General features: G+C 70.5%; 23 protein-coding genes and 1 riboswitch. Of the genes, 10 read left to right on the top strand and 13 right to left on the bottom strand.

Annotated features, from left to right (window positions below):
* The first annotated feature begins 49 nt into the window (after positions 1-49).
* On the top strand, positions 50-991 hold the full coding sequence (locus ACIA1L_RS16525) for a carbohydrate ABC transporter permease (RefSeq protein ID WP_396073627.1): 942 nt from the start codon (positions 50-52) through the stop codon (positions 989-991).
* Positions 988-1,902, top strand: a complete 915-nt coding sequence (locus ACIA1L_RS16530) for a carbohydrate ABC transporter permease (RefSeq protein ID WP_396073550.1) — start codon at positions 988-990, stop codon at positions 1,900-1,902. The genes ACIA1L_RS16525 and ACIA1L_RS16530 overlap by 4 nt, the downstream gene beginning before the upstream one ends.
* 76 nt (positions 1,903-1,978) lie before the next feature.
* On the opposite strand, the gene ACIA1L_RS16535 is transcribed toward ACIA1L_RS16530, so the two are convergent.
* The 3 genes from ACIA1L_RS16535 to ACIA1L_RS16545 form a co-directional block, all read right to left on the bottom strand.
* Positions 1,979-2,644 (bottom strand): hypothetical protein, encoded by a 666-nt coding sequence (locus ACIA1L_RS16535; protein ID WP_396073551.1) that lies wholly within the window; start codon positions 2,642-2,644, stop codon positions 1,979-1,981.
* Between the two features lie 98 nt (positions 2,645-2,742).
* Positions 2,743-4,653 carry an ATP-binding protein gene (locus ACIA1L_RS16540; RefSeq protein WP_396073552.1) on the bottom strand — a complete coding sequence of 637 codons (1,911 nt, stop codon included), beginning with the start codon at positions 4,651-4,653 and terminating at the stop codon, positions 2,743-2,745.
* Between the two features lie 10 nt (positions 4,654-4,663).
* Entirely contained in the window at positions 4,664-6,298 is a 1,635-nt protein-coding gene (locus tag ACIA1L_RS16545) for an ATP-binding protein (protein WP_396073553.1), read from the bottom strand.
* A gap of 437 nt (positions 6,299-6,735) precedes the next feature.
* Between ACIA1L_RS16545 and ACIA1L_RS16550 the strand changes: the two genes are divergently transcribed.
* Together ACIA1L_RS16550 and ACIA1L_RS16555 are read left to right on the top strand one after the other, a co-directional pair.
* Positions 6,736-7,368, top strand: a complete 633-nt coding sequence (locus ACIA1L_RS16550; protein WP_396073554.1) for a DUF6230 family protein — start codon at positions 6,736-6,738, stop codon at positions 7,366-7,368.
* Between the two features lie 86 nt (positions 7,369-7,454).
* A complete protein-coding gene (locus ACIA1L_RS16555; RefSeq protein WP_396073555.1) occupies positions 7,455-9,182 on the top strand; it encodes a DUF6114 domain-containing protein in 1,728 nt (575 codons plus the stop codon).
* On the opposite strand, the gene ACIA1L_RS16560 is transcribed toward ACIA1L_RS16555, so the two are convergent.
* The 5 genes from ACIA1L_RS16560 to ACIA1L_RS16580 all read right to left on the bottom strand — a co-directional run bounded on the left by ACIA1L_RS16560 (position 9,179) and on the right by ACIA1L_RS16580 (position 14,560).
* Positions 9,179-9,325 (bottom strand): hypothetical protein, encoded by a 147-nt coding sequence (locus ACIA1L_RS16560; RefSeq protein ID WP_396073556.1) that lies wholly within the window; start codon positions 9,323-9,325, stop codon positions 9,179-9,181. The two genes, ACIA1L_RS16555 and ACIA1L_RS16560, sit on opposite strands and share 4 nt — an antisense overlap.
* Before the next feature lie 69 nt (positions 9,326-9,394).
* Positions 9,395-10,993 (bottom strand): dipeptide ABC transporter ATP-binding protein, encoded by a 1,599-nt coding sequence (locus ACIA1L_RS16565; protein WP_396073557.1) that lies wholly within the window; start codon positions 10,991-10,993, stop codon positions 9,395-9,397.
* The gene (locus tag ACIA1L_RS16570; protein ID WP_396073558.1) at positions 10,990-11,979 is read right to left on the bottom strand and encodes an ABC transporter permease; all 990 of its coding nucleotides are present in this window, start codon (positions 11,977-11,979) and stop codon (positions 10,990-10,992) included. The genes ACIA1L_RS16565 and ACIA1L_RS16570 overlap by 4 nt, the downstream gene beginning before the upstream one ends.
* The gene (locus ACIA1L_RS16575) at positions 11,976-12,866 is read right to left on the bottom strand and encodes an ABC transporter permease (RefSeq protein WP_396073559.1); all 891 of its coding nucleotides are present in this window, start codon (positions 12,864-12,866) and stop codon (positions 11,976-11,978) included. The genes ACIA1L_RS16570 and ACIA1L_RS16575 overlap by 4 nt, the downstream gene beginning before the upstream one ends.
* Positions 12,863-14,560, bottom strand: a complete 1,698-nt coding sequence (locus tag ACIA1L_RS16580; protein ID WP_396073560.1) for an ABC transporter substrate-binding protein — start codon at positions 14,558-14,560, stop codon at positions 12,863-12,865. Before ACIA1L_RS16580 ends, ACIA1L_RS16575 begins: the two co-directional genes overlap by 4 nt.
* Before the next feature lie 127 nt (positions 14,561-14,687).
* Here ACIA1L_RS16580 and ACIA1L_RS16585 point away from each other — a divergent pair, with 127 nt between their 5' ends.
* Positions 14,688-15,764, top strand: a complete 1,077-nt coding sequence (locus ACIA1L_RS16585) for a glutamate-cysteine ligase family protein (protein ID WP_396073561.1) — start codon at positions 14,688-14,690, stop codon at positions 15,762-15,764.
* A gap of 161 nt (positions 15,765-15,925) precedes the next feature.
* Entirely contained in the window at positions 15,926-16,897 is a 972-nt protein-coding gene (locus ACIA1L_RS16590; protein WP_396073562.1) for a DUF6461 domain-containing protein, read from the top strand.
* On the opposite strand, the gene ACIA1L_RS16595 is transcribed toward ACIA1L_RS16590, so the two are convergent.
* The 3 genes from ACIA1L_RS16595 to ACIA1L_RS16605 form a co-directional block, all read right to left on the bottom strand.
* Positions 16,894-17,937: a BMP family protein gene (locus tag ACIA1L_RS16595; RefSeq protein WP_396073563.1), complete on the bottom strand. Its 1,044-nt coding sequence runs from the start codon at positions 17,935-17,937 to the stop codon at positions 16,894-16,896. The genes ACIA1L_RS16590 and ACIA1L_RS16595 overlap by 4 nt on opposite strands.
* A gap of 8 nt (positions 17,938-17,945) precedes the next feature.
* The gene (locus ACIA1L_RS16600; RefSeq protein ID WP_396073564.1) at positions 17,946-19,550 is read right to left on the bottom strand and encodes a methyl-accepting chemotaxis protein; all 1,605 of its coding nucleotides are present in this window, start codon (positions 19,548-19,550) and stop codon (positions 17,946-17,948) included.
* A gap of 166 nt (positions 19,551-19,716) precedes the next feature.
* The gene (locus ACIA1L_RS16605) at positions 19,717-19,950 is read right to left on the bottom strand and encodes a chaplin family protein (RefSeq protein ID WP_396073565.1); all 234 of its coding nucleotides are present in this window, start codon (positions 19,948-19,950) and stop codon (positions 19,717-19,719) included.
* A gap of 115 nt (positions 19,951-20,065) precedes the next feature.
* Positions 20,066-20,182, top strand: a riboswitch (SAM riboswitch).
* A 120-nt stretch (positions 20,183-20,302) separates the two neighbouring features.
* On the opposite strand from ACIA1L_RS16605, the gene ACIA1L_RS16610 reads away from it, so the two are divergent.
* The 3 genes from ACIA1L_RS16610 to ACIA1L_RS16620 all read left to right on the top strand — a co-directional run bounded on the left by ACIA1L_RS16610 (position 20,303) and on the right by ACIA1L_RS16620 (position 23,461).
* On the top strand, positions 20,303-21,475 hold the full coding sequence (locus ACIA1L_RS16610; protein WP_396073628.1) for an aminotransferase class V-fold PLP-dependent enzyme: 1,173 nt from the start codon (positions 20,303-20,305) through the stop codon (positions 21,473-21,475).
* Positions 21,476-21,558: 83 nt separating this feature from the next.
* Positions 21,559-23,061, top strand: a complete 1,503-nt coding sequence (locus ACIA1L_RS16615; protein ID WP_396073566.1) for a serine/threonine-protein kinase — start codon at positions 21,559-21,561, stop codon at positions 23,059-23,061.
* 67 nt (positions 23,062-23,128) lie between these two features.
* On the top strand, positions 23,129-23,461 hold the full coding sequence (locus ACIA1L_RS16620; protein ID WP_396073567.1) for an STAS domain-containing protein: 333 nt from the start codon (positions 23,129-23,131) through the stop codon (positions 23,459-23,461).
* 1 nt (position 23,462) lies between these two features.
* Here the strand turns inward: ACIA1L_RS16620 and ACIA1L_RS16625 are convergent, their stop codons facing one another.
* The gene (locus ACIA1L_RS16625) at positions 23,463-23,879 is read right to left on the bottom strand and encodes a universal stress protein (RefSeq protein ID WP_396073568.1); all 417 of its coding nucleotides are present in this window, start codon (positions 23,877-23,879) and stop codon (positions 23,463-23,465) included.
* 79 nt (positions 23,880-23,958) lie between these two features.
* Between ACIA1L_RS16625 and ACIA1L_RS16630 the strand changes: the two genes are divergently transcribed.
* The gene (locus ACIA1L_RS16630; protein WP_396073569.1) at positions 23,959-25,323 is read left to right on the top strand and encodes an APC family permease; all 1,365 of its coding nucleotides are present in this window, start codon (positions 23,959-23,961) and stop codon (positions 25,321-25,323) included.
* Here the strand turns inward: ACIA1L_RS16630 and ACIA1L_RS16635 are convergent.
* Complete coding sequence (locus ACIA1L_RS16635) at positions 25,299-25,868, bottom strand: HDIG domain-containing metalloprotein (RefSeq protein WP_396073570.1); 570 nt, start codon at positions 25,866-25,868, stop codon at positions 25,299-25,301. The two genes, ACIA1L_RS16630 and ACIA1L_RS16635, sit on opposite strands and share 25 nt — an antisense overlap.
* Between the last annotated feature and the right edge of the window lie 94 nt (positions 25,869-25,962).

Here is a 25,962-nt window from a genome sequence, read left to right on the forward strand (position 1 = left end):
TGCTCGTCGCGTGCTCACCGCCGAGACCAACACTGCCAAGATCGGGCTGATGCTCCTCGCGATCCTGCTGTTCGCGGCGGTCGTGGGCATCATGCTCTTCCTCGCCACCCTGTTCCGCGGCCGCCGCGCCGACCGCTGGGTCGCGTACGCCTACCTCACCCCGACCCTGCTGATGCTGCTGGTCGGCCTGCTGTACCCGGGCGTACGCACCATCTTCCAGTCCTTCTTCGACGCGGCCGGATCCTCGTTCATCGGCCTCGACAACTATCAGAAGATCTTCACCGACAGCGAGCAGCTCACCGTCCTGCGCAACACGGTGCTGTGGGTGGTCGTGACACCCTTCGTCGCCACCGCGGTCGGCCTGCTCTACGCCATCCTGGTGGACAAGTCCCGGTTCGAGGCCGCCGCCAAGGCGCTGATCTTCCTGCCCATGGCGATCTCCTTCGTCGGCGCCTCGATCATCTGGAAGTTTGTCTACGAGTACCGGCCGGACCAGGGCAACGTCCAGCAGATCGGCCTGCTCAACCAGATCGTCGTCTGGCTCGGCGGCACCCCGCAGCAGTGGATCGTCGAGTCTCCGCTCAACACGTTCCTGCTGATCGTGATCATGATCTGGATCCAGGCCGGCTTCGCGATGACGGTCCTGTCGGCGGCCATCAAGGCCATCCCGGACGACATCGTGGAGGCCGCACGGCTCGACGGCGTCACCGCCTGGGGCATGTTCCGCTTCGTCACGCTGCCGGCGATCCGGCCGGCGGTGGTCGTGGTGCTGACCACCATCGGCATCGGCACGCTCAAGGTCTTCGACATCGTCCGCACCGCCACCGGCGGCCAGTACAACACCAGCGTCATCGCCAACGAGTTCTACAGCCAGAGCTTCCGCAGCGACAACCAGGGTCTCGGCGCCGCGCTGGCAGTCCTGCTGTTCCTGCTGGTGATCCCGATCGTCGTCTACAACATCCGGCAGCTCCGTCGTTCGGAGGCGCTATGACCACGACCACCCCGCCCACGACCACGGCGCCGACAGCCGCGGAGCAGCCCTCCCCCGCCGCCGTCGCCAAGCGCGCACTCAGTAGGCCCTGGGCGTCCCTGGCGGCGATCGTCATCGCGGTGCTGTGGACCCTGCCCACCTTCGGCCTGCTCGTGTCGTCCTTCCGTCCCGAGCGGGCCATCAAGACAACCGGCTGGTGGACGTTCTTCTCCGACCCGCGCGTCACCCTCGACAACTACCGGGCGGTGCTCGGCTCGGAGGGCGTGGAGGGGCTGGGGGCGTACTTCATCAACTCACTGGTGATCACCATTCCCTCGGTGGTCATCCCGATCACCCTGGCAACGATCGCGGCGTACGCCTTCGCCTGGATCAAGTTTCCCGGCCGCAACGTCCTGTTCCTGGTGATCTTCGCCCTCCAGATCGTCCCGTTGCAGGTGACGCTGATTCCGCTGCTCACCCTCTATGTGGACGCGGGGCTGTCGAACACCTTCTGGACGATCTGGCTCTCGCACTCCATCTTCGGCCTCCCGCTGGCCATCTACCTGCTGCACAACTTCATGCGGGAGGTGCCGGCGACCCTGCTGGAAGCGGCCCGGATCGACGGCGCCGGACACGTGTCGATCTTCTTCCGGGTCCTGCTGCCACTGCTGCGCCCCGCATTGGCCGCGTTCGGCATCTTCCAGTTCCTCTGGGTCTGGAACGATCTGCTGGTAGCACTGGTTTTCGGTGGCGGGGGCACGTCCATCGCCCCGGTCACCGTGGCGCTGGCCAACCTCAACGGCACCCGCGGCACGGCCTGGCATCTGCTGACCGCCGGCTCCTTCGTCTCCATCCTGGTCCCGGTGGTCATCTTCCTGCTGCTCCAGCGCTACTTCGTCCGCGGCCTGCTCGCGGGCAGCGTCAAGGGCTGAGCCCGCCACACAGAACCGCGGCCGCCCGGTCATCCGGGCGGCCGCGGTTCTGTGTGGTCTGGGGTTACCGCTCAGGCTAGGCGCTGGGCGACGGCGACGGCGTCACGGCCATGCCGTCGGCGGGCTCGTCGGTCGGCTCATCGGTCGGCTCGTCCCACGGCTCATCGGTCGGCTCATCGGTCGGTTCGTCGCTCGGCTCGTCGGTCGGCGCGGGCGTCGGAGTCACGCTGGGCTTGGGGGTCGGCTTAGGAGCCACCACCTTCTTGCCCGTGGTCACCATCTTGGTCGCGGTGGCAGCGGAACCCGAGCGGGTGCCGGAAGCGACGATCCGGTGGCCGACGGCGACATTCTCCAGGGTGCCCTTGGCGCCGTTCACGACGACCTTGGCTTCCTTGGCGACGACGAACTTGGTCACCACCGTCTTCGTGGTGCGCTTCTTGCCCACCTTGACGGTGACCTTGGACTGCACGGTGACGGTAGCCGTCTCGGCGTCGATGGCGGTGATGGTGCCGGCCACCTCGAACCGCACGGACTTGGCCGGCTTCGTGGTCTTGGTGGGCTTCGGCGCCGGAGTCTTCGTGGCCTTGGGCGTAGCGCTGGCGGACGGCTTCGCGCCACCCTTCGAAGCCGAGGCGGCGACGGAGCCCGGCGACTGCGCGAACGCTGCGGCGGCGGTCGTGACGACGGGAACGGCGATCCCGGTGGCGAGCAGGGCGGCAACGGTGGCACGGCGCATTCGCATCGAGCGGGTCTCCTCGGATCGGGGGAAACCTTACTGTCGACGCCCCCGGTTGCCACCCGGTTGCCGAGGTCGGAGTATTCCGGTTGCCAGTGCGAAAGTCACTCCGGCGGCGAACACCGGGGCAGGGTGATCGTGAACGTGCTGCCCTGGTCGAGCTTGGACTCGACGGTGATCGTGCCGCCGTGCTCCGCGACGATGCTGCGGGCGATAGCCAGGCCCAGACCCGAACCCTGCACCGCGCGATCCATCGCGTTGGCGGCCCGGTGGAACGGGGTGAACAGCCCGGGCAGATCGCCGTCCGGAATACCGATGCCGGCGTCGGTGACCACGACGACCGCCCGGCCCTCGGAGGCGTGCACGCGGTAGTCGACCTGTCCGCCCGTACCCGAGAATTTGATGGCGTTGTCGAGCAAGCAGCGCAGGGCGCGCTCCAGGCGGCGGGCGTCACCCTCCACCCAGACCGGCTCGGTCTCCCCGGTCAGGCCGATGTCCCGGGCGCCGGCCTGCGGCGCAAGCTCCGCCGCGAGCGTCGCGGCGACGGCAGACAGGTCCACGGGTACGGAGTGCACCGCGGTCGCGCGCTGCGCCGGGTCGAGCACCAGCAGGTCGGACACAGTGTCGTGCAGCCGGTGAGCGTTGCGCAGGATCGCCGCGAGGCCGCGCTGTTGCATCGGGGCGAGGTCGCCGGCATCGCCCTCCGTCAGCATCTCCGCGTAGCCGAGGATGCTGGACAACGGCGTCCGCAACTCGTGGGTGACCGTGGCTACGAAGGTGTCCTTGCGCTCGTCGAGGACGCGCAGTTCGGTGATGAGTCGGGCTTGGCGGTCCCGCAGCCGGTGCTGGCGTACGGAATGATCGATCTCCCGGGCCAGCGCCGCGAGCAGCCGGCGCTCCTCGGCGCTCCATTCGGTCCGGCCGCGGTGGACCACGCAGACGTAGCCCGGCTGGTGTTCCTCATCGCCGCCGAACGACACAGCCAGCGCTCCGTCGATCTCCGTGACGGGCATGACCGTGCCGGGCTCGGCCGCCAGCACGTCTGCCATCGCCGAATCCGGCAGCGCTGGCGCGCCCGGCGGCCAACAGACGTCCACGACTTCGGCGGATCGCACGCTGCTGCGCCCATAGACGGCGTCCGCGCCGACTGCCTCGACGATGAGCCGCGCGACCCGCTCGCCACCGAGCGCGGCGTCCCGGCTGTCGCGCAGCTCCGCGCCGACGACCTGCCGCAGTTCGGTACGGCGCAGCCGGGCCTCGTCGGCCGCGTGCAACCGCTCGGTCTCGGCGGCCAGCCGATTCAGGGTGCCAATGGCGGCACGGGTTTCCGCCGGTCCCGCCGGGGTGGCCCGGGCGGACCGCTCCCCGCCGGCCAGCCGATCCAGGGTTGCCCGGATGTGGTCGATCGGCGCCAGCAGGTGCCGGCGCCCCCAGAAGCCCAGCGCCAACGCCAGGATCAGCACCGACACGGCCAGCGCGGCGAAGATCAGCTGCACGATGGTGGACTCGTCGCGGTCAGCGTCGGCGTTCTCCCGCATCCGGAGCACAATGGCGCCATCGACGGCGGCGTTGGCCCGGCGGATCTCGTCGAACAGCTCTTTGCCGCGGGCCGTCTGCGAGTACGCCGGATCTGCCTTGCCGGCGATGACGATCGGCGTGGCGAACGCGTAGAGCCACTGCGAGACGGCCGCCCGTTCCTCGGTGAGCAGGCGCTGCACCTCGGGGTCATTCATCCGGGCGGCAACCAAGTCGAGGGCGGTGAAGGCCGACGCCCGGCCCTGGTCGTACGGTTCCAGGAAGCTGCGGGCCCCGGTCAGCTGGAAGCCGCGGACTCCGGTCTCGGCATCGGTCATGTGCTGCAGCACGGCGGTGTTGGCGTCGCGGGCCTGCTCGGTGCGGACGCTCCGCTCGGCCTGCTGCACCCGGAGCCGGTCGTTGACCACGATCTGCAGAGCCACGACGGCGACGAACAGCGTGACGAGGGTGAGGAAAGCGGCGCCGGCCCGCCGGCGCATGGAGCCCACCTCAGGCACCCGGCAACGTGAAGGCGATGACTGTGCCACCATCGGGTGCCGCATCCGCCCAGATGTGGCCGCCGTGGCGTTCGACGATCCGCTGACAGGTAGCGAGGCCCACGCCGTGACCCGCGCGACCGCCGGTGTCGAGCTGGGCGAACATCTCGAACACCCGGAGCCGGTCGGCATCGGCGATGCCGATCCCGTTGTCCGTCACGGTGATCACCCAGTCGTACTCGCGCGACTCCGCGGCCACCGTCACCCGGCTCGGCCGGTCCGGGTGGCGGTATTTGACGGCGTTGCCGATGAGGTTCTGCAGGAGTTGGCGCACCAGGGTCGGGTCCACACCCAGCCAGGGCATGTCGGCGGCGATCTCCACCTCGGCACCGGCCGAGGCGACGCTGTCCCGCAGATCCATCAGGGCGTGCGCGGCCACTTCGCCGAGGTTCGCCTTTTCTCGACGGCACGGCTCGCTGCCGGCCCGGGCGTAGCTCAGCAGCGACCGGATGAGCTCCTGCATCCGCGCGACCGCCCGGGTCGCGGAGTTGATCCACTTGTCGGCCTGGGCGTCGAGTTGCTCGCGGTATTCGTCGGCGATCAACTCGAGATAGCCGTTGACGACGGCGAGCGGGGCGGCGAGGTCGTGGCTGACCACCCCGGCGAACTGCTCCAGCTCGGTGTTCGAACGCTGCAGCTCGGCGATGGTGATGGCGAGGTCGGTGTGCGCCTGCTCGAGGGCCCGGCGCTGCTTGCGGTCCGCTGTCACGTCGGACATGGCGACGACGGCCCCGAGCGAGGCGCCGGCGGTGGAGCGCAGGGCCTGCCCCCCGGCGACGACGTGGCGGGGCTCGTTGCCGGGCGTACGGATGACCATCTCGGCGCCACTGACCGCCCCACCGCGCAGTGCCCGGAAGAGCGGGATCTCGTCCTGCCGGAGCGGGGTGACGCCGTCGGTGTGGAAAAGCTGGTAGCGCTCGGCGACGCCGTCGGGTTCGACCGACGGGTCGGCGTCGAGGCCGCCGTGCCACTCCCGGCTGGTCCGGTTGAACACGGTCACGTGCCCGTCCGGGTCGGCGGCCACCACCGCCACGTCGATGGTGTCCAGGACCGCGTTGGTGAACTGCCGGCGGTCCTCCGTCTCGGCGAGCAGCTGGGCGTTGACCCGGGCCTGCCGACGGCGCTCGAACAGCGCCAAAATGACCTGGGACAGGTCCTTGAGCCGGGCGATCTGCTCATCGCTGAGGTCGCGCGGCTGCGAGTCGAAGACGCACAGGCTGCCCAGGGCGTACCCCTGTGGGGTGACCAGCGGCGCGGAGGCGTAGAAGCGGACGTCGGCGAGGATCCCGGTGACCCACGGGTTGGCGGCGTACGTGGGGTCGACGCTGGCGTCGGGCAGGTAGGTGAACTCGCCGGTCTGGAACCGGATGGCGCACATGGAGTCTTCGCGCGCGGAGTCGCCGCCTTCGAACCCGGTGGTGGTGAGCTGGCACTGGCGGTGCTCGTCGATGAGGTTCAGCGTGGCCGTGGGGACGCCGGCGACCATCGCGGCTACCCGGACGACTGCCTCGAGCTCGTCGTCGGCGGGCGCGTCGAGCAGGCGGTACTCGTGCAACGCCGCTAGCCGCTGCCGCTCGTCTGTTTTCACCCGCCGTCGTCCTCCTACCCGTGCAGACCCGACGTGAGGTACTTCGGCACGTATCTCACCGATCTGAACGAGTGGTCAACGCACGAATAGTGCACAGAACTGAGAGCTTCCTGAAAGTTGTTACCTATCCGTAACCTTTGATATTTGCGTACGTGTGGTGACGGTCACATGTGAGTTAGCCGACCCATGTGTCCAGTATCACCCCATCCTCGGGCGGCGCGCCGGATCGACCGTCACCGAGCGTGATCACTTTCATGTCCGGCACGTTACCGGCGGGTAGCGGAGCCACTTGTTCGTGTCACCCGGTAGAGGCAACATTCCCCCCACGTTCAGACGGCCGCATTGACGGGTGCCACTTCCGGACCGACCTAGTCGACCGCGATGCGGACCGCATGGCGGTGCGGCCGGGCCGTTTCATTTGTGTACGAGGAGGATCCGTGAAGGATGCGCAGGGCGATCCGGCTTACGGTCGCACCAATTGGCGCCGTTTCGCCGTAGCGGCAGTGGTGCCCACCGCGGCTGCCGGCGCCTTGATCTTCGGGATGGCCAACGGGGCGTTCGCCGCCTCGTTCACCGTCTCTGGTCAGTCGTTCAAGATTTCCGCCGACCGCCTCGAGGGCACCGGCTTCGCGCAGTACGGCGGCTTCGATACCAAGAAGGACGGGACCAAGATCCCGGTTGCCGTGTCGGGCATCGCCGCCGCCGAGCTGACGAACCTGTGCCAGTCGGTGAAGACGCCGGGCCTGCCCGTCGTCCTCACCATCCGGGCCGGCCGGGAGGCCGGTAAGCCGGCTTCGGCGACCGACCTGCTGATCGGTGTCAACGAGCTCAGCGGCGACGCCAAGTTCACCGACATCAACATTGGACAGGACGCCAGCACGCTGGGCCTGGGCGGCAAGAACGCCCACGGCGAGGCGGGCGGGTTCGGCCAGGAGGCCAAGAAGGTGACCATCACCGGCCTGAAGCAGACCGCGGTCTCCACGACGGCGGGCACCTTCACGCTCAACGGGCTCAACCTGAAGGTCAACCTGCCCGACGCCAACGGCAACGCGCCGGCGGAGTGTTTCTGACGCACGATCCGAGGCCCGCGGAACGCACCGTCCGCGGGCCTCACCCATGCCGGGGGCGGCAAGCACCACCTTGACTGGAGGAGTACGTGGCAACACCAAGGACCTCGGCCGGCGGCGGTTTCCGTCACTGGCGGCGCACCCGGCCGTTCTGGGGCGGGCTCTTGTTCCTGATCGCCGGGATTGAGCTGTTCCTCAGCGCCAACCTGACGCTGGGCGATCTTCAGGTCCATTTCGGGCCCGAGGGATTCCTGTCGTACCTGCTGCCGCTCTTGCTCGTACTCAGCGGCCTGCTGTCCTGGTTCACGCCGGGCCAGCGGCTGTTCTACGGCATCCTCGGCCTGCTGACCGCGGTCTACTCGCTGATCGGGCTGAACTTCGGCGGCTTCATCCTGGGCATGCTGTTCGGCATCCTCGGCGGCGCGCTGGTGCTGTCCTGGGTCCCGCAGAAGCCGCAGCCCGAGGTCGCCATCCCGGACGACGTGGACGAAGCCGTCGACCCCGCCGATGACGGCGAGGCGCGGGAGTCGGGCGCACCGTTCGACGCCCCGCATGCCGAGGGGCCGGACCCGGACCAGACCGCGGTGCTGCGACCGGCCGGGCACAACGGGATCGTGCCGGGTTTTGCTGGCGCGCACCCGGACGATGCACAGCCCGGTCAGCCGCCTCGCCAGTCGGGTGGCTTTCACCGCAAGGCGCTCGTGATCACCCTCGTTCCGCTGGTGGTCGGCGCCATCGTCGTGGTGGGCAGTAAGTCCCCGGCCCGGGCCGAGGAGGAGTGCCCCGAGGGCATGCCGTCCCGTCCGGTCGCCGCCGCGAAGAAGGAGATCGCGCGACAGTCGTCCGCGTCCGCCTCCGCCGCCGCGAAGGCCAAGACCCAGGTGAAGGCCACCGCCACCAAGACCACCGCTCCGCAGGCGGCCCGCCAGGGTGCCGCCCCGTCCGCGTCGGCGGGCAAGACCTCGCCGGCGAAGGCCGACGAGGCAGAGGAGGGAGACGGGAAATCCGGCAACCTCCTCGTCGACGGGTTCAACAAACTGGTCGACGGCGTCGGTGACCTGCTCGGTCTGGGCGACGACGAAGCGAAGGCAGACGAAGCAAAGGGCGACGAGGCGGCCACGGACGACGAGGCCAAGGGCGACGAGAAGGCGGCCGAGCCGGCGGAAACCACGCCCAGCGCGGAACCGTCCGCGCCGGCGCCCGTCGAGCCTGCTCCTCAGCCGAAGCCGTCCGGTCCCAGCGCGACTCCCACGGAGAAGCCGGCGCCGGAGCAGCCGGATCCCAGCGCATCGGCGGGCTCGCCGTCCGCGTCCGCATCGGCCGCGCCGAAGCCGAGCACCGGTCTGGAAGACGTGCCCTGCCTCGGGCCCCGGGTCCTGAACAAGCTGGCCGGGCCGGACGACGTGCCGGTGGTGTCGCGCAACGGTGGCACGCTCGAGACGGACTCGCTGACGATGTACAACTCCACCTACGACGGTGTGAAGGACCTGCCGACCGCCGACGGCACCATCATCAAGGCACTGAAGTTCAGCATGAGCAAGGCAGTCAACAAGCCGTTCTCGCTGACCGTCCCCGAGGCCGGTGGCGCCAAGACGGTGATCACCAGCAAGGAATTGATCACCGAAGGCAACGTCCGGTTCTACACCCCGAAGTTCCAGGGCAAGCTCTTCGGCCTGATCCCGGTCACCTTCACCCCGGAACGGCCGCCGCCGCTGACCCTGCCGATCCTCTGGTTCACCGACGTGAAGATCCAGCTCTCCTTCGTTCGCTGCGACACCCTCACCGGCAAACCGCTGACGCTGACCGAGAAGGCCTAGCCGGACCGGCCCGCCCGACGCTCGCGCCACCCGCGGACGACCTCATCGGCGTCCAGCGGCGGCAGCAGCACCGGCGGACCGTCCAGCATTCCGGCCCGGGCCTTGCGCAGCTGCTCGTTGAGATCCGCGACGTACCGGCGCACATCCGCTTCCGAGGTGCGCCGGTCGACCGTTTCCTGGAGATCCCGCGTCGATGTGCGACTCGTAGCCGGTCATGAGCCCGATTCTAGAAGCGCGCGACGCTGGTCCCGGCGCCGTCGTGCCTCCTGCGGGTCGGTGACCGGTACGGCCGCCAACAACTCCTGGGTGTACGGGTGCTGCGGCCGCTCGTACACCTCGGCGACGTCGCCCACCTCCACCACCGTGCCGGCGTGCAGCACCGCGACCCGGTCGGCGATCTGGCGCACCACGGCGAGATCGTGCGATACGAAGACCAGGGTGAGGCCGTACTCGCGCCGGACGTCCTCGAGCAGCGCCAGGACCTGGGCCTGCGTGGTGACGTCGAGGGACGACACCGGCTCGTCGCAGACGATCAGCCGGGGCCGGGGGGCAAGCGCCCGGGCGATGCCGACGCGCTGCCGCATGCCGCCGGAGAGCTGGTGCGGATAGCGGTCGTAGACGGCTGGGGTGAGGCCGACCCTGACGAGCAGGTCCTCGACCGTGGGACGGGGTGCAGACTCGCCGCGAAGGCGCAGCGGGTCCGCGATGCTCTCCCCCACCGTGCGGCGCGGATTGAGCGCGGACAGCGGGTCCTGGAAGACCATCTGCACCGAGCGGCCGCGGCGCCGGGCCACGTCCGCGTCGGCGAAGGTGACCGTGCCGGCGCTGGGGCGGGTGAGGCCCACCATCATGCGGGCGAGGGTGGTCTTGCCGGTGCCGCTCTCGCCGACCAGCCCCATCGTCTCGCCTTCGCGCACGTCGAGGGTCACGTCGTCGACGGCCCGGATCGGCTCGGGACGGCGCAGGGACCGCCGCCGCGGCTGCGGGAAATGCTTGCGGACGCCGCTGAGGCGCAACAGCGGGGCGCCCTCGACCGTCCGCGGCGGGCCGGGCCGGGGGACGGCCGCGAGCAAGGCCTTCGTGTACGCGTCCCGCGGCGTACTCAGTACCGTGGTGGTCGGCCCCTCCTCCACCGCAACACCGTTCCGCAGCACCACGACCGAGTCCGTGGAGCCCGCGACCACGCCGAGGTCGTGACTGATGAGCAGCAACGCTGCGCCGGTGGTCGTCCGCACTTCGTCGAGCAGGTCGAGGATCTGCGCCTGCACGGTGACGTCGAGGGCGGTGGTCGGCTCGTCGGCGACGATCAGTCGTGGTCGGCAGGCGAGGGCCATCGCGATCAGTGCCCGCTGGCGCATGCCGCCGGAGAACTGATGCGGGTACGCCGCCGCCCGGCGTTCCGGATTCGGGATGTGCACCCGGCCCAGCACGTCGACGGCGCGGTCGCGGGCGGCCCGCCGGGTCGCGCCGGTGTGCAGGCGGTAGACCTCGGCGATCTGGTCGCCCACGGTGTGGAACGGGCTGAGCGCGGTCAGCGGCTCTTGGAACACCATGGCGATGCCGGCACCGCGCAGCTCCCGCAGCCGCCGCTCGGTGGCGGTGAGCAGATTCGTGTCCTCGAAACAGATCTGCCCGCTGATGTCGGCGTCGTGGTGCAGGCCGAGCAGGGCCAGCGCGGTGGCGCTCTTGCCGGAGCCGGATTCGCCGACGATGCCGAGCGCGCCGCCGGCGGGCAGCTCGAACGAGAGACCGTCGACCGCCCGGGTGGCGCCGAAGCTGATGCGCAGGTCGCGCACTGACAGCAGCGTCATCGCAGCTGCACTCTCGGGTCGGCGGCGGCGTAGAGCAGGTCGGCGACGGCGTTGGCCGTGACCACGAGGAAGCCGGTGAGCAGGGTGACCCCGACGACGACCGGCAGGTCGATCTGGTTGACCGCCCCGACCAGCAGCTGACCGACGCCGGGCAGGCCGAACATGGTCTCGGTGAGCACCGCGCTCGCCATGATGGCGGCCACGTCGACGGCGGTGAGGGTGATCAGCGGGATCAGTGCGCCGCGCAGCGCTCGACGGACCACGATGCGGCGCTCGGTGAAGCCGTACGCCCGGGCGGTACGCACGTGGTCCTCACCGAGCGTCTGCCGCACGCCGGCCCGGGTGAGTCGGGCGTACGCGGCGGATTGGATCACGGCCAGGGCGATCCACGGCAGCAGCAGGTTCTGCGCCCACGCCACCGGATCGGTGCTGAACGGCACATAGGTGGGGAACGGCAGCCATTGCAGTTGGACGCAGAAGAGCATGAGCAGGAACAGCCCGACGAGGAACACCGGCACGGCGTAGCCCGCGAGCACCAGGCCGTTGACGAACCGGTCGAGGACGCGGAAGCGGCGCAGTCCGGCGAGCAGTCCGGCGCCGATGCCCACCACCAGCGAGAGGAATTCCGCGCCGATGGCCAGGGACGCGGAGACGGGCAGCCGGTCGGCGAGCAACGCGGTGACCGGCTGGCCGGTCTCGAAGGAGTAGCCGAGGCACGGCGCCGGGCAGTGCACGACTTCCGGCCCGGCGACCTGGTCGCGGCCGAGGACCAGGCCGCGCAGGAACTCGGCGTACTGGGTGAGCACCGGCTGATCGAGGCCCATCGCGGCGCGGACTTCGGCGAGACGTTCGGGGGTGCACCCTTTGCCGCAGGTCAGCACGGCGGGATCCTGCGGTGCGAGGTAGAACAGCCCGTAGACGACGATGGACAGCCCGAGCAACACGAGGAGCGCGCCGCCGATCCGGCGAATCAGATAGCCGATCATCGCAGCAGCTCGCTCTGTCGAGGGTCGAGGACCCGGCGTACCCCGTCGGCGACCAGCACAAAGGCCAGCAGGGTGAGAAAGAGCAGACCACCCGGGATCCACACGTACGCCGGGTCGGCGCGGAACCAGGTCGTGGCGCTGGACAGCATCTGCCCCCACGACGGTGTGGGCGGCCGGACCCCGACGCCGAGGAACGACAGCCCGGCCTCGGCGATCATGTTGGCGGGCAGGACCAGTGCGGCGTACGTGAGGACCGGCGCGGCCAGTCCCGGCAGGATCTCCCGGCGCGCCACCCGCAGCGGGCTGGCCCCGGCAACCCGGGCGGCGGCCACGTAATCACGGGTTTTCAGCGAGAGCGTTTCGCCGCGAGTGATGCGGGCCATGCCGCCCCAGCCGAGCACCGCGATGACCACGGCGAGCAGCGCCGGGCGGGGCCAGCTCTGCGGCACGATGGCGAGCAGGGCGATCGCGAGCACCAGGCTGGGAAAGGCGAGCACCAGGTCGGACAGCCGGCTCAGGGCGGCGTCTGCCCACCGCCCGCCGAGGCCTGCGGCGACGCCCACTCCCACGCCGAGCAGCAGTTGCAGGACCAGCGCGGAAATCGCGACGCCGAGCGAAACGCGGGCGCCGTAGACGACCCGGGCGAACAGGTCGCGGCCGGTGCCGGGCTCGACGCCGAGCCAATGCTCGGCGCTGATCCCGCCGAACCGGCCGAGTGGCACGCCGCCGCGCGCCGAGTCGAGCAGCTCGTTGTGAAAGGTGGTGGCGTCCTGCCCGGCGAGGGCGGTCAACAGGGGTGCGGTCAGGGCGACGAGCACCATGACCGCCCCGATGATCCCGCCCGTCCGAAAGGCGCGGTCGGCGAGCAGGCGACGGGCAACGGTCACTTGACGGAGATCCGGGCCAGGTCGTAGGTGCCCCGCCAGCCGTCCGGCACGGCGTTCTTCACGTTCTTGCCGTACAGATAAACGTCCTTGGGGTGGGTCAGCGGGAGGACCAGGGCGAGCTTGCCCAGCTTGGCGTCCAGGGCACCCCAGCGCTGCGCCGCCGCGGCCGGGTCGGTCAGCGCGTTGATGGCGTCGATCTCCGCGTTGACGCCCGCGTCGTTGTACTGAGCGAGGTTGAAGTTGCCACCCGCGGTGATGATCTGACGGCCGTCGAAGATCGGGATGAGGAACGGGCCGCCGGAAGGCCAGTCGGCTCCCCAGCTCTGCAGCGACAGACCGGGCTGGGTGGCGGGCTTGCCGGTGACGTCGCGGTAGGTGGCGCTGTCGATCGCGGTCAGTGTGACGGTCACCCCGGCCTGCTGGAACGCTTCCTGCACGGCGGCGGCGACCTTCGGTCCGAGACCCTGCGCGTCGTCGTTCTCGTGGGCCAGTTCGATCGCGAGGCTGCTCTGCCCGGCCGCGGCGAGCAGATCCTTGGCCTTGGCCGGATCGCCGGACTCCCCCGCCGGGAAATAGTCGTAGGGCTGATAGCCGAGGGCGGCCTGCGGGGGCAGGAAGGTGGTCGACGGTCCGGCGACCGCGCTGCCGCCGAGCGCGTTGACGACCGAGGTGCGGTTGATCGCGTACGACAGCGCTTGGCGGACCCGCTCGTCGTCGAACGGCTGCTTCGTGGTGTCGAACGCGAGGTAGGTGGTGGACGGGAAAGCTCCGCGGGCCACCCGCTCGTCCAGCTCGGAGCCGGTGCCGAGCTGGGCCAGCTGCTCGGGGCCGACGACGGCGTCGGTGGTGACCGCGTTGGCATCCGCACCAGCGCCGGTGGTGATGCGCTGGTTGATCACGGCGGCGTCCAGCCCGGCGGTCACCTCGATCTTGTCAGGGCAGGCGTAGCGCAGGGTGTCCGTCGACCGCTTCCAGTGGGGGTTGCGGACCAGCGACAGCGATTTCTTCTGCTCATACGACGCCACCATGTACGGCCCGGAGGAGATCGGGTGGCGCTCGTACGCGGCGCCCTTGTCCTTGGCCTTGGGCACCGGCGCGAACTGGGTGGCCGTGGCAAGGAACGGGAAGTCACCCTCGGGCTTGCTGAGCTTGAAGATGATCGTCCGCGGGTCCGGGGTCTCGATGGCCTTGATGCCGTCGGGCTGCTTGTACGGCCCCTGATAGTCCTTGGCCCCCGCCAGCCAGTCCCGCAGGTACGGCGCACCGCCGGGCAGCTCGGGTGCAAACGACCGCTCGATGCCGTATTTGACGTCCGCGGCCGTGATCGGCGTGCCGTCCTCGAAGAAGATGTCGTCGCGCAGCCGGTAGGTCCAGGTGCGCGCGCCGTCCGACGGCGTGCCCAGGTCGGTGGCGAGGTCGGGCGCGGGCTTGGTGCCGGCGTCGCCGGGCTGCCGGTTGCGCGTGGTGAGGGTGCGGAAGAGCAGCGACGGGATGTTGCCGCCGCCCGAGGTGTAGAGCCGGGCCGGGTCGAGGTGCGTGATGCCGCCCTGGTTGAGCACCGCGAGGGTGCCGCCCTGGCAGGTGGCCGGATCGAACGCGGCGGTCGATGAGCCGCCGCCACCGCCGTTTCCGCAGGCGGTCAGGCCGCCGGCCAGCAGCGTTGCGGCTAGGGCGAGGGGCAGATGTCTGCGCATGGCCGTCCTCGGATCGATCCGGCGAAAGGAATAGCCCACCTTACCGATGAAACCACTAGGCGATGCAAGCCTGTCGATGTCACATGATCTTTCCCACATTCTCTATGGGTGCGATAGGATTAGCGCCATGCTGACGCTGACCGAACGAGCCGCCGAAGTTCTCCTCGCCGCCAGTGCGTTCACCCCCGCGCGGCCCGGATTCGTCGGCGCGGCAGTGGACCTGCTGGTGACACAGCCCGGCCTCCCCGGCCCGCTGACCAGGTCGTTGCACTCGCAGCAGCCGCGCCTGCGGCACGGCTTTCTGACCGCCCGCTCGCCCCGAGTCGCCGTGGTGAGCGGCCCGCCCTCCCCCGGCATCGACGCGGCGATCTCCCGGATGACCGACGACCTGCCCATGCCGCTGCCCCTGCTCCACGAGCACGGCCTGGCGCTCCTTGACGAGGCGTCCGACACCGTCGACCCCGCCGCGTCCGGCGCCTCCGCAGCCTGGGCAACCGCCGGAGTCCGGATCGGCCTGGAAGCCGGACTCGATTCCGACGGTCTGCTCGGCCTGCACCGCCGTTGGACCCTGGCCCACGATCTTGCCCCGGTGCTCGCGGCGGCCTTCGCCAACTCTCCGCTGCGGCACGGGCGGCCGACCGGCTGGCGCAGCAACCGCCAGGCGCTGCGCCGGCTCCCCCGGTGCGGCGGCGATCCGCGGGCCGACTGGGCCGCCCGCGTGCTGGACGCCCCGGTGGCGGGCACCGACCGGACCTTCCGCGCGTGGACCCGATCCGACGAGCGCCCCGACGTCACCGCACTCAGCCGACACCTGCGCACCTTCCGGCCACCGGTCGCCGCCCGCGGCCACCTGGAGATCGACGTAGCCGACCGGCAGCCGGGCACCGGTTGGCGCATCCCGATCGCCGTCACCGCAGCACTGCTGGACGACCCGACCGCCGCAGCCCAAGCGATCGCCGCCACGGCGCCACTGCGCACGACGCCGGGCCTGTGGGATCGCGCGGCCCGGGACGCACTCAGCGACCCGATGCTGGCTACCGCCGGGCGGCTGTGCTTCGTGGCGGCGTACGAGTCGCTGGCCCGGCAGGGAACGTCCCGCGACCTGCGCGACGCGGTGGCGACCTTCATCGACAACTACGTCATGCGCGGCCGCTGCCCCGCCGACGACGCACTCGACCGTGTCGCCCTGCCGCACGCGCGCTGAGCTTGAGGGTGCGTCTTACGGATCATGGCGATGCCGAGCCGAGGTCCAGGTTTCGTCTCGCACGTGGGGTGGTATTCGGCCGTACGGATCGCGCTGCGAGGCGGAAGCTGGGCCCTGCGCAGGCCGTCATGATCCGTGAGACGTGCCCTAGTCTTGGCGGCGTGGATGACCTCGCGTACGCCCAGCTCCGGGCGGCGGAACTCGGACCGCGGTTCTGCCTGACCTTCGTCAAGGGCACCGACGAGCGGGCCGCCCTGCTGCGCATGGGGGCGTACCCGGACACGTTCGCGGAGCGTACCGGCCCGGACCTCGACGGCGCGGCCGCTGCCCTGTCACTCGGCCGGTGGAGCGTGGTGATCGAGCTGAACAGCGCCGAGGGCGCGGACCACACGCTGCTGGAAGCCGTGTCCCGCGGCACCGAAGCGCTGTCGGTGCTGCGGGACGACACTGCGTTGCGGTTCACCTACGCGGTGGCGGGCACCACCACGGTGGCGTTCGATCCGGCGTACCCGTCTCCGGAGTTGACCTGGGGCGCCGATCCGGAGCTGCTGCGGCACCTGATGCGCCCGCTCGGGCTGCACGAGCCGGCCGCGGAGGACGAGGAGACCTGGCGCGACGCCGAGGCCAAGGCGATGGTCCTCGCCCAGCGACTCACCGGCTCGCGGCTCCCCGAGGACCCGCTCGGCACCCCCCGGCTGTCCGCGCGGATCGAGCCGTGGTTCGCCGGCCCGGTCCGGACCGCCGATCTGCTGCCGTCCGGACGCCGCTTCGCGGACCTGCTCGCCGCCGCAGAGCAGGCCGGCGCAGAGCGCACCCGGGAGGTCGCGGTGGCGCAGGTGCGCAGCCTCGCCACCACCCTAGCGGTGGACGAGACTCCCGGACTCGATGCAGCCCTGGCCCAGGCGGCACGCGGTGCCGGGCAACCGGTGGCTAGGGATTCCGCGCTGGGCCGCGAGGTCCGGCGTTGGCTGAACGAACCCGCCGGGGAGCTACGGGCACTAGCCATGGCCCTGCGGGGCGTGCTCGGCCGCGATGCGCAGGTGGCTCTGCGGGCCGCCCTGCTGCCGGTGCGCGACCGCCTCGGCGAGGACGACGGATTCCGCGCCGACATCGAGAAAGCACTGCAGAACTAGCTCTGCGGCACCTTCACCGCGCCGCTGAGGATACGGTAACGGGCCTTCTCCATCCGGGACACGTACGGCTTCAGCGCGCCGTTCGAGGTCGCGTACCCGAGGCCGTCGACCTTGAGGTCGTAGCGCCGGGAGCCGCCGGAGCGGTCGCCCTTGATGAACGCCTGGATCTCCTGGAAGACGCTGTTGTCGACGCGCTTGAGCATCGAGGTGAGGATCTGGTTCTTCACCTTGGCGTCGGCGGTGGCGTACTGGTCGGTGTCGACGCCGATGGCCCACACGCCCTTGCCCGCGGCCGCCACGGCCTCGAAGGAGCCCGCACCGGAGCCGCCGGCGGCCGTGTAGATGACGTCCGCGCCGTTGCGGATCATGGCGGCGGCCGCGGCCTTGCCTTTGTCCGGGGCGCCGAAGCCGCTGAAGTCCGGCGGCTTGCTCAGGTAGCGGGACTCGACCCGGATATCCGGGTCCACGCTGTGCACGCCGGCCTCGAAGCCGGCGCCGAACTTGCCGATGACCGGCACTTCGACGCCGCCGATGAAGCCCACCCGGTCGCTCTTGGTGGCCAGGCCCGCGGCCACGCCGACCAGGTACGAGCCCTGCTCCTCGGAGAAGATCAGCGACACCACGTTCTTGGCCTGCACCGAGTCGTCGTCGATGATCGCGAAGAGCCGGTCCGGGTGCTGCTCGGCGACGGCCTTGACCGCGCCTGCGTAGAGGAAGCCGACGGCGATGACCGGGTTGGCGCCGGCCGTGACGAGTTCGTTCAGCGCCGCCGTCCGGCCCGCGTCGTCCTCGGACTTGGTGGTCGTCTCGGTGGCCTGGATGAGCAGGTCCTTCTTGGCCCGGTCGATGCCCTGACCTGCTGCGTCGTTGAAGCTCTTGTCGCCGCGGCCCGCGCTGTCGTACGCGATGCCGACGTGGATCGCTTCCTTGCCGAGGCCGATGAGCTTGGTGTCCGTCGTGCCGGTGACCGGCGCGGCGGTGCAGGCCGACAGCAGCCCGACTGCGGCGGCCAGCAGGGCGGCGGTGATCCTTCTGCGCATCTGCATCCTCAGTACCGGAACTGCCCGACAGCGTCGCGCAGCGTGGTGGACATGCGGGTCAGCTCGGCCGCGGCCTCGCGGGCGCGGGCCACCTCGGCCGAGGTGACCGACGTGGCGGCGGCGACCGCGCGGATGTTCTCGGCGATGCTGGCGGTGCCGCTGGATGCGGCGACCGCGCCCCGGCTCATCTCGACGGTGGTGGCGGTCTGCTCCTCGACGGCTCCGGCGATGCTGGTCTGGTAGTCACTGATCCGCGCGATGACCCCGCCGATGTGCCCGATGGCGACCACGGCCGCCTCGGTGTCGCCCTGGATCGCCTTGACCAGGCCGTCGATCTCCTCAGCGGCTTTGGCGCTCTCCTGGGCCAGGTCCTTGACCTCACCGGCGACGACGGCGAAGCCCTTGCCGAGCTCGCCGGCGCGGGCAGCCTCGATGGTGGCGTTCAGCGCGAGCAGGTTGGTCTGCTCCGCGATGCTGGTGATCAGTCGGACGGCGTCGTTGATGGCTGAGGACGACGAGCCGAGGTTGGCGACGGTGCCGTTGGCGGTCTCGGCGGCGGCGACCGCTTCGGCGGCGACGGTGGCCGCGTCGGTGGCGTTGCGCGAGATCTCCTGGATGGAGATGCCCATCTCCTCCGAGCCGGAGGCCATCGAGTCCACGTTGCGGTTGACGTCCTCCGCGGCCCCGGCGACCAGGTCCGCCTGCAGCGACGTGTCGCCGACGCTCTTGCTGAAGGCCGCCGAGACGGCGTCCAGGTCCGCGGAGGTCCGGGTGAGTGCGTCCGCCTGGGTCGCGACGTCGGACACGATGGTACGCACGGAGTCGACCGCCTGCCCCAGCGCGACCGCCATCTGGCCGACCTCGTCGTGCCACTTGCTCTTCGGCGTCTCGGTCAGGTCACCATCGGCCACCCGGCGCAGCGCGTCGCGGGCGGCGCCGACGGGGCGCACGATGCTGCGGGTCACGACCCACGCGGATCCGGCGCCGAGCAGCAGCGCCAGGATCGTCGCCAGGCCGATCGCCCACTGTGCCCGCTGCGCGGAGTCCGCGGAAGCCTGCACGGCCTCGATGCTGCGGGCGTCCACGGAGGTCGCGAGCTTCTGGGCGTGGACCATGATCCGGTAGTAGCTGTTGAAGCTGTCGTTGATGGCGATCTGGTCGGCGTTCCACAGCGCCTGCGGCGTGCCCGGCTCGTACGCGGTGCCCAGCTTCTCGTTGACCTCGATGTAGGTGTTGAGTTCGGCGCGTACCTGCTGGAACAGCTCCTTCTCGGTGCCGTTGAAGTTGCCGATGTCCACCTGGGAGAGGAAGGTGCGGAAGGTGTCGCGCTCCTGCTGCCAGGCTTTGAACGCGACCGAGTCGCCGCCGATCGCGCGGGCGGCGCCGAGCCGGTAGATGTCGTTGATGTAGCTGGCCTGCCAGCCGTTGAGCAGGGCGGCGTGGGTCTTGATCTCCTCCGCCTGTCGCGTCGCCACCTCGAGCCTGCGGACGTCGTTCGCGGAACCCCGCTGCGCGACGATCGTGGCGAAGCCCATCGCGGCAACGCCGAGCAGCAGCACGAGGACAGCGGCGAAGGTCCCGAACAGACGGGTGCCGATAGAGAACCGCCGCACGTGGTCATCCCTCCGCTTGGGTGGCGGCGTACAGCTGCCGCATTTCCCCCTTCGGCATCGGCACAGCGCGACTGAGTGGTTAAGCGGATGTTCGGGCGACCCCGGCGTCCGGATTGGGTGATCCTGCGTGCCACCCCGTTCCGGACGCCGGTGCTACCGATTGACGTCAGTGGTTGATGCAGATTGCACTGCCGCTGGCGATGCCCAGGATCGCCAGGCTGTTGCCGCAGATGTTGACCGGGATCTCCAGCGACGTGTCGAAGCTGTTGCCGTTCAGCAGCCCGACGTTGGTGGTGTCCCAGTCGTCCCCGGCGACGTGCGCACTCGCGGGTCCGGCGCTGAACGCCAGGGCCGCGGCCGCAGTCGCGGTAGCGACGAGCAATCCCTTGACCAGTTTCATAGCTTTCCTTCCGTTTGTTCCAACAACTGCACACTCAAGGTAATTGTCGGATCACGGGCGGTTGGCACACTGCCGAGAGAACACTCTTACGGGGGTGTCTGCTAAGTTCGGCATTGGTCATGAGTGCCAGCACTGAGCCCCGGCTAGCTGGCCGGCAACCCTTGCGTCCGCGATGGGGTGCCCCGGGTGAAGACCGGGCCTGTGCCAACTCCGGCGCGGGCAAGCGCGGGCCTCATCCGGCCCCCGACCCGGGGAGCAATCTGTGATCACCACTTCTGTCGGCAGGGCCGTTCGGCATGACCTCGACGTCGTCGACCCCAACGCGAACGTCGCCCTCGCCAACGGCGACAGCATCCGCTTCGCCCACCTCGACTACGCCGCGTCGGCGCCATGCGTCCGCGCCGCCGCCGACGCCGTGCAGGACCTCATCCCGTGGTGCGGCAGCGTGCACCGCGGCACCGGCATCCGATCGCGCACCTCGACCCGGGCGTACGAGCGGGCCCGGGAGCGCGTCGCCACCTTCGTGGGTGCCCGCCCTGCCGACGCCGTCGTCTTCACCCGCAACACCACGGATGCGCTGAACCTGCTGGCTCGGGCGTTGCCGGACGGCACCACGACGATCGTGTTCGACACCGAACACCACGCCAACCTGCTGCCGTGGCCGCGGCAACTGCGCCTGCCCTGCCCGGAGACCCCGGACGAGGCGGTCGCTGCCGTCGAGCGGGCCCTGGCGACCGTACGCGGACCCGCGCTCGTCGCCGTGACCGCCGCCAGCAATGTCACCGGCGAGATCTGGCCGGTGCGCCGCATCGCCGACGTGGCACACGCCCACGGTGCCCGGGTCGCCGTCGACGCCGCTCAACTCGCCCCGCACTCCCCCGTCCTGCTCACCGACCTGGGCGTCGACTACCTGGCGTTCTCCGGCCACAAGCTGTACGCCCCCTTCGGCGCGGGAGTGCTGGCCGGCCGGTCCGACTGGCTGGACGCGGCACCGCCGTACCTCAGTGGCGGCGGCGCCAGCGCAGCGGTCGGCGACCAGCCCGGCGACGTGACCTGGACGACCGGCCCGGCACGGCACGAAGGCGGCACCCCTAACCTGCTGGGCGCAGCCGCACTCGGAGCGGTGTGCGCAGCCCTGCACCGCGCCGATCGGGCGGCTCTGCAGGCGCGCGAGCAGGAACTGCTGGCCCGCCTGCGCGACGGGCTGACCACGATCCCCGGCGCGGTCGAGGTGACCGCATTCCGCGGCGCAGCGCCGCGGGTGGGCATCGTGTCGCTCGCCCTGCCCGGCCACGACCCGGCCCGCATCGCCACCCACCTCGCCGACCGGTACGGCATCGGCGTCCGCGCCGGCCAGTTCTGCGCCCACCCGCTGACCCGGCGACTCATCGCCGGGCAGGCCACCACACCGTGTGGGGACGGCACCCCCGGGCTGCTGCGGGTGAGTTTCGGCCTCGGCACCCGCGACGACGACGTGGACCGGCTGGTATCCGCTCTCGGGGCGCTGATCAGCACCCGTTCGTAGCGGACCGGACCGCTCGCGCGGGCGGTAGGGTGCCAACGCTGCGCCCCGCAGGCGCTTTCGCTGAGCCCTGAGATGAGGACTTGATGAGCCGGCCGCTCCTGCCCGGCGATCCGCACCGGATCGGCCGGTACCGGTTGCGCGCCCGGCTCGGACGCGGCGGCATGGGCGCCGTGTATCTCGGCGAGGCGCCCGATGGGCGCCTGGTGGCTCTGAAGATGGTCCGCCCCGAATTCGCCCACGATCCCGGCTTCCGCAACCGGTTCCGCAGCGAGGTCAACCGCGCCCAGCAGGTGCCTCCGTTCAGCACCGCCGAAGTCCTCGACGCCGACCCCGATCACGATCCGCCCTATCTGGTCGTCGAGTACGTCGATGGGCCGAGCCTCGACACGGTTCTCAAGGAACGGGGACCGCTGCAGGGTTCCGCATTGCACAGCCTCGCCATCGGCACCGCCACCGCACTCGCCGCCATCCACGGCGCCGGGGTCATCCATCGTGACCTCAAACCGGCCAACGTGTTGCTTCCACCCGGCGGCATCAAGGTCATCGACTTCGGCATCGCTCGACCACAGGAGGCCACCAGTCACCACACCGCGACCGGGCACATGGTCGGCACGATCGCCTACATGGCGCCGGAGCGCTTCGAGCCGGCCGACCGGCACATTGTCGGCTTCCCGGCTGACGTGTTCGCCTGGGGCGTCCTGATCGCGCACGCTGCTGCCGGACGGACCCCGTTCGCGGCACCCACGCCGCCCGCCACGGCCATGCGGATCCTGACCGAGCCACCCGAGCTGACCGGCCTGCCGATCCTGCTGCACGGCCTGGTGGAGCGCGCCCTGGCGAAGGACCCGGCGGCTCGGCCGACCGCGCGTGAGCTGCTCGACACGCTCCTGGCGGGCGCCCCACCGGCAGCCGAATCCGCCACTCTGCTGCGCTCGTCCGCCGCGCCGGAGAGGTCGTCAGACGATGCACCCCGAGCGTGGCACCGTCGCAAGATCGTCGTAGCGACCGCGGCGATGCTGGGCGCCGCGGCGCTCGTCGTCGCCGGAGTCCTCACCGGTCCGCTGCGGCTGCAGCAGTCTGCACCGCCAGCGGCACCGGCCGCCGCGCCCGCACCGCCGCCGCCCAGCGCCGCGGCGGCCAGCCGGGACGGTGACGCTTTCGCCGGCAAACGCCGGGTCCGGCTGCGCATGTCGGACATCGACCGGGACCTCACCCTGCCGATCGAGGGCCCGGCCAAGGCAGCCGACGACACCGGTGAGGACGGGGTGTTCGTCCTGGTCCCGGCCGGCGTCGACTACCTGATCCAGTCGACGACTCCGGACGCTTTCGGCGCGCCGCGGTGCGTCGGCGTCCGCCTCCTTCCGGAGGGTCTGCTCGTGCTGGTCGCCACCGCCTGCGACGTCACCCAGGAAACGCTGTTCGCCTTCGCGGACACGGGCGCTCCAGACGGACCGGGCTACCGGATCGCCAGCGCCAAGTACGGCGCCGTGCAGTGGAACGCCGACCGCAAAGTCGTCTTTGTCGCGCCGCTGAAAACCAGCGCTGACGGCCTGCGCTTTCGCCTGGTGGATCGCGGCGCGCGGTGAGCGCCGTCGGGTCGGGGCGGCGCCGCTCGGCGAGCCGGATCCACCGAACCCGGCTATCCTCTCTCAGATGTCCAGGAACACCTTGGTCGCGTACGAGCCGGTCACTCCGCAGGGACTGCTCGCCGCGGCGTTAGACGGAGACCTCGACCTCGACTGCGCCGACGAAGTGCGGGACAGTCTCGTCTCGGCGGCCCGCGGCACCGGCTGCCGCTATCTGCACGTGGACGTCAGCCGCCTGACCTTCATCGATTCCTACGCCCTCGGCGCTCTGGTCAGCGCGCGTAACTCGACGGCGGCGGAGGGCGTCACACTGACGCTGACCAATCCCTCGCAGCCGGTGCGCAAAGCCATCCTGGTGACCGGCCTCGCGGACGTCTTCGGTCTCCCCGAGGAGATCTGACCTACGTCGATTGTGGGTGGGTCACCACCACGACCGGCCGCGGTGACCGCTTGATCAGATCGAGCGGGACGCTGCCGAGGAGGCGCTCGGCCACCTTGGGCCGGGTGCTCGAACCCACCACGATCAGGTCGGCCTCCTGCTCGTCGGCGAACGCCAGGATGCGGTCGAGCGCCCGCCCGGCCAGCACCGTCCGGGCGGCCTCGATCCCGGCGGCGGCCAGCCGATCCACCGCCGCGGTCGCGGCCCGCTCGGCGCGCTCCGCAAACACCGCACGGGGCACCGACGTCAGCCGTTCCAACTCCACCTCATCGACGGCGACCACCGCCACCGTCCCGCCGGTCTGTTTGGCCAGGCCCGCCGCGGCGTCGGCGACCCAGGGCTGATCGGCTTCCGGATTCGCGGCGAGCACGATGCGCATGCCATCGATCCTGCTGCACGGCGCGCCCGCGGACAACCCACACTCGACAGATCGGGCCGGGTGTACGAGGCTCGGACCTATGGCAGAGGCGGGCTCCCCCGAAACGGACCAGGCGACCGGACAGCCCGCACTCAACCGGGTCATCGGCCCGGGGCTGCTGCTGCTCTTCGTGGTCGGCGACATTCTCGGCACCGGCGTGTACGCCCTCACCGGCAAGGTCGCGTCCGAGGTCGGCGGGGCGGTGTGGTTGCCGTTCCTGCTCGCCTTCGCCGTGGCCCTGCTGACCGCCTTCAGCTATCTCGAGCTCGTGACGAAGTACCCCCGGGCGGCGGGTGCCGCGCTCTATACGCACAAGGCGTTCGGGGTGCATTTCCTGACGTTCATGGTCACCTTCGCGGTGATGTGCTCGGGCCTGACCTCGGCGTCCAGCGCCTCCAAGGCGTTCGCGGGCAACTTCGCGGAGGCCTTCGACCTGTCCATGGGCGAGGGTCTGGGACTCACCGCGGTCGCGGTCGGCTTCATGACGCTGATCGCCCTGGTCAACTTCCGCGGCGTCGGCGAGAGCGTCAAGCTCAACGTGGTGCTGACCCTGGTCGAGCTGACCGGCCTGTTGATCGTCATCGGCATCGGGGCGTGGGCACTCGGCGGCGGTGATGGCGACTTGTCCCGGCTGACCGACTTCAACACGCCGCCGGGCGAGAGTGCGTTCTTCTCCGTCACCGCGGCGACCGCGCTGGCCTTCTTCGCCATGGTCGGCTTCGAGGACTCGGTCAACATGGCGGAGGAGACCCGCGACCCGGTCCGGGTTTTCCCCAAGGTGATGCTGACCGGCCTGTGCATCACCGGCCTGATCTATGTCCTGGTGGCGATCTCAGCCGTCGCCCTGGTGTCTCCGGCGGACCTCGGCGAGGGCGACGCCCCGCTGCTGAAGGTGGTGTCGGCGGGTGCCCCGGCGTTCCCGCTGACCATCTTCGCCTTCATCACCATGTTCGCGGTGGCCAACTCCGCTCTGATCAACATGCTGATGGCGAGCCGGCTGCTCTACGGCATGGCGAATGAGCGGGTCCTGCCCAGGGTGCTCGGCCTCGTGCACCGCACCCGCCGTACCCCGTGGGTGGGGATTGTCTTCACCACCATGGTCGCTTTCGCCCTGATCTGGTTCGCCGACCTGACCGCGCTGGGCGGCACGACCTCGCTGCTGCTGCTGTGCGTCTTCACCATCGTCAACGTCGCGGTGCTGGTGCTGCGCCGGGACCGCGTCGAGCACCGCCACTTCAAGGCGCCGACGGTCATCCCGGTGATCGGCGCCATCACCTGCGCCTACCTGGCTAGTCCGCTGTCCGGCCGGGCCGGCAGCGACTATCGAGTCGCCGGCGTCCTGTTGCTTGTCGGCGTGGTGCTGTGGGCTGGCACGTGGCTCTACCGCCGGAGAGCTGCCGGCTGACGCAGGCACAGCTCGACCCGGTCCGCCACTTCCCGCAGATAGGGTCCGCGCACGTGGTCCACCTTGCCGTTCCACGACTCCGGACCGTGGCGAAGCAGCATCTCGGCGTGCCGGGTGGCGGGGGTGACCCGGTCGCCGCGCGGTCCCACGGTCTGATCGGCGTAGGTCAGCGCATCCGACATCAGCCCCTCTTCGTACGGGTACGCCGCGAGCCGGTCCGCCAGCCCACGGGCGACGGCGACGAAGCGGGCACCGGAGTGGTGGGCGACGCGGGCGGCGATCGCCAGGGGCCAGCCGCGCGCGGCGAGATGTTCCGCGCCGTCGAGCGGGTGAAAGCCGGTCACCACGGCCGGCGCGGCGTATCCGATGTCATGCAGCCAGGCGGCGGCGACCAGGACTTCCGCGTCGAGATCGAGCGGGCCGGCCAGCTCGGCGGCCCGTTCGGCCACGCCTTGGGTGTGCCGCCAACGGTCGCCCATGGCGCCGAGCAGGGCGTATGCGATCTCACGGGCGGCGGTGGCGAGGAGCGGCGTGCGTACCGTCATCGGCGGATCGTCGCCCGTCGAGGTGAACGAGGGGTGAAGCCGCCGTGCACACCGGCTTAAGTGGACTCGGTACCCCGAACTGGCCGATACTGGT

Origin of the sequence: Actinoplanes sp. NPDC051859 (assembly GCF_044452725.1) — a bacterium.
Lineage (GTDB): Bacteria > Actinomycetota > Actinomycetes > Mycobacteriales > Micromonosporaceae > Actinoplanes.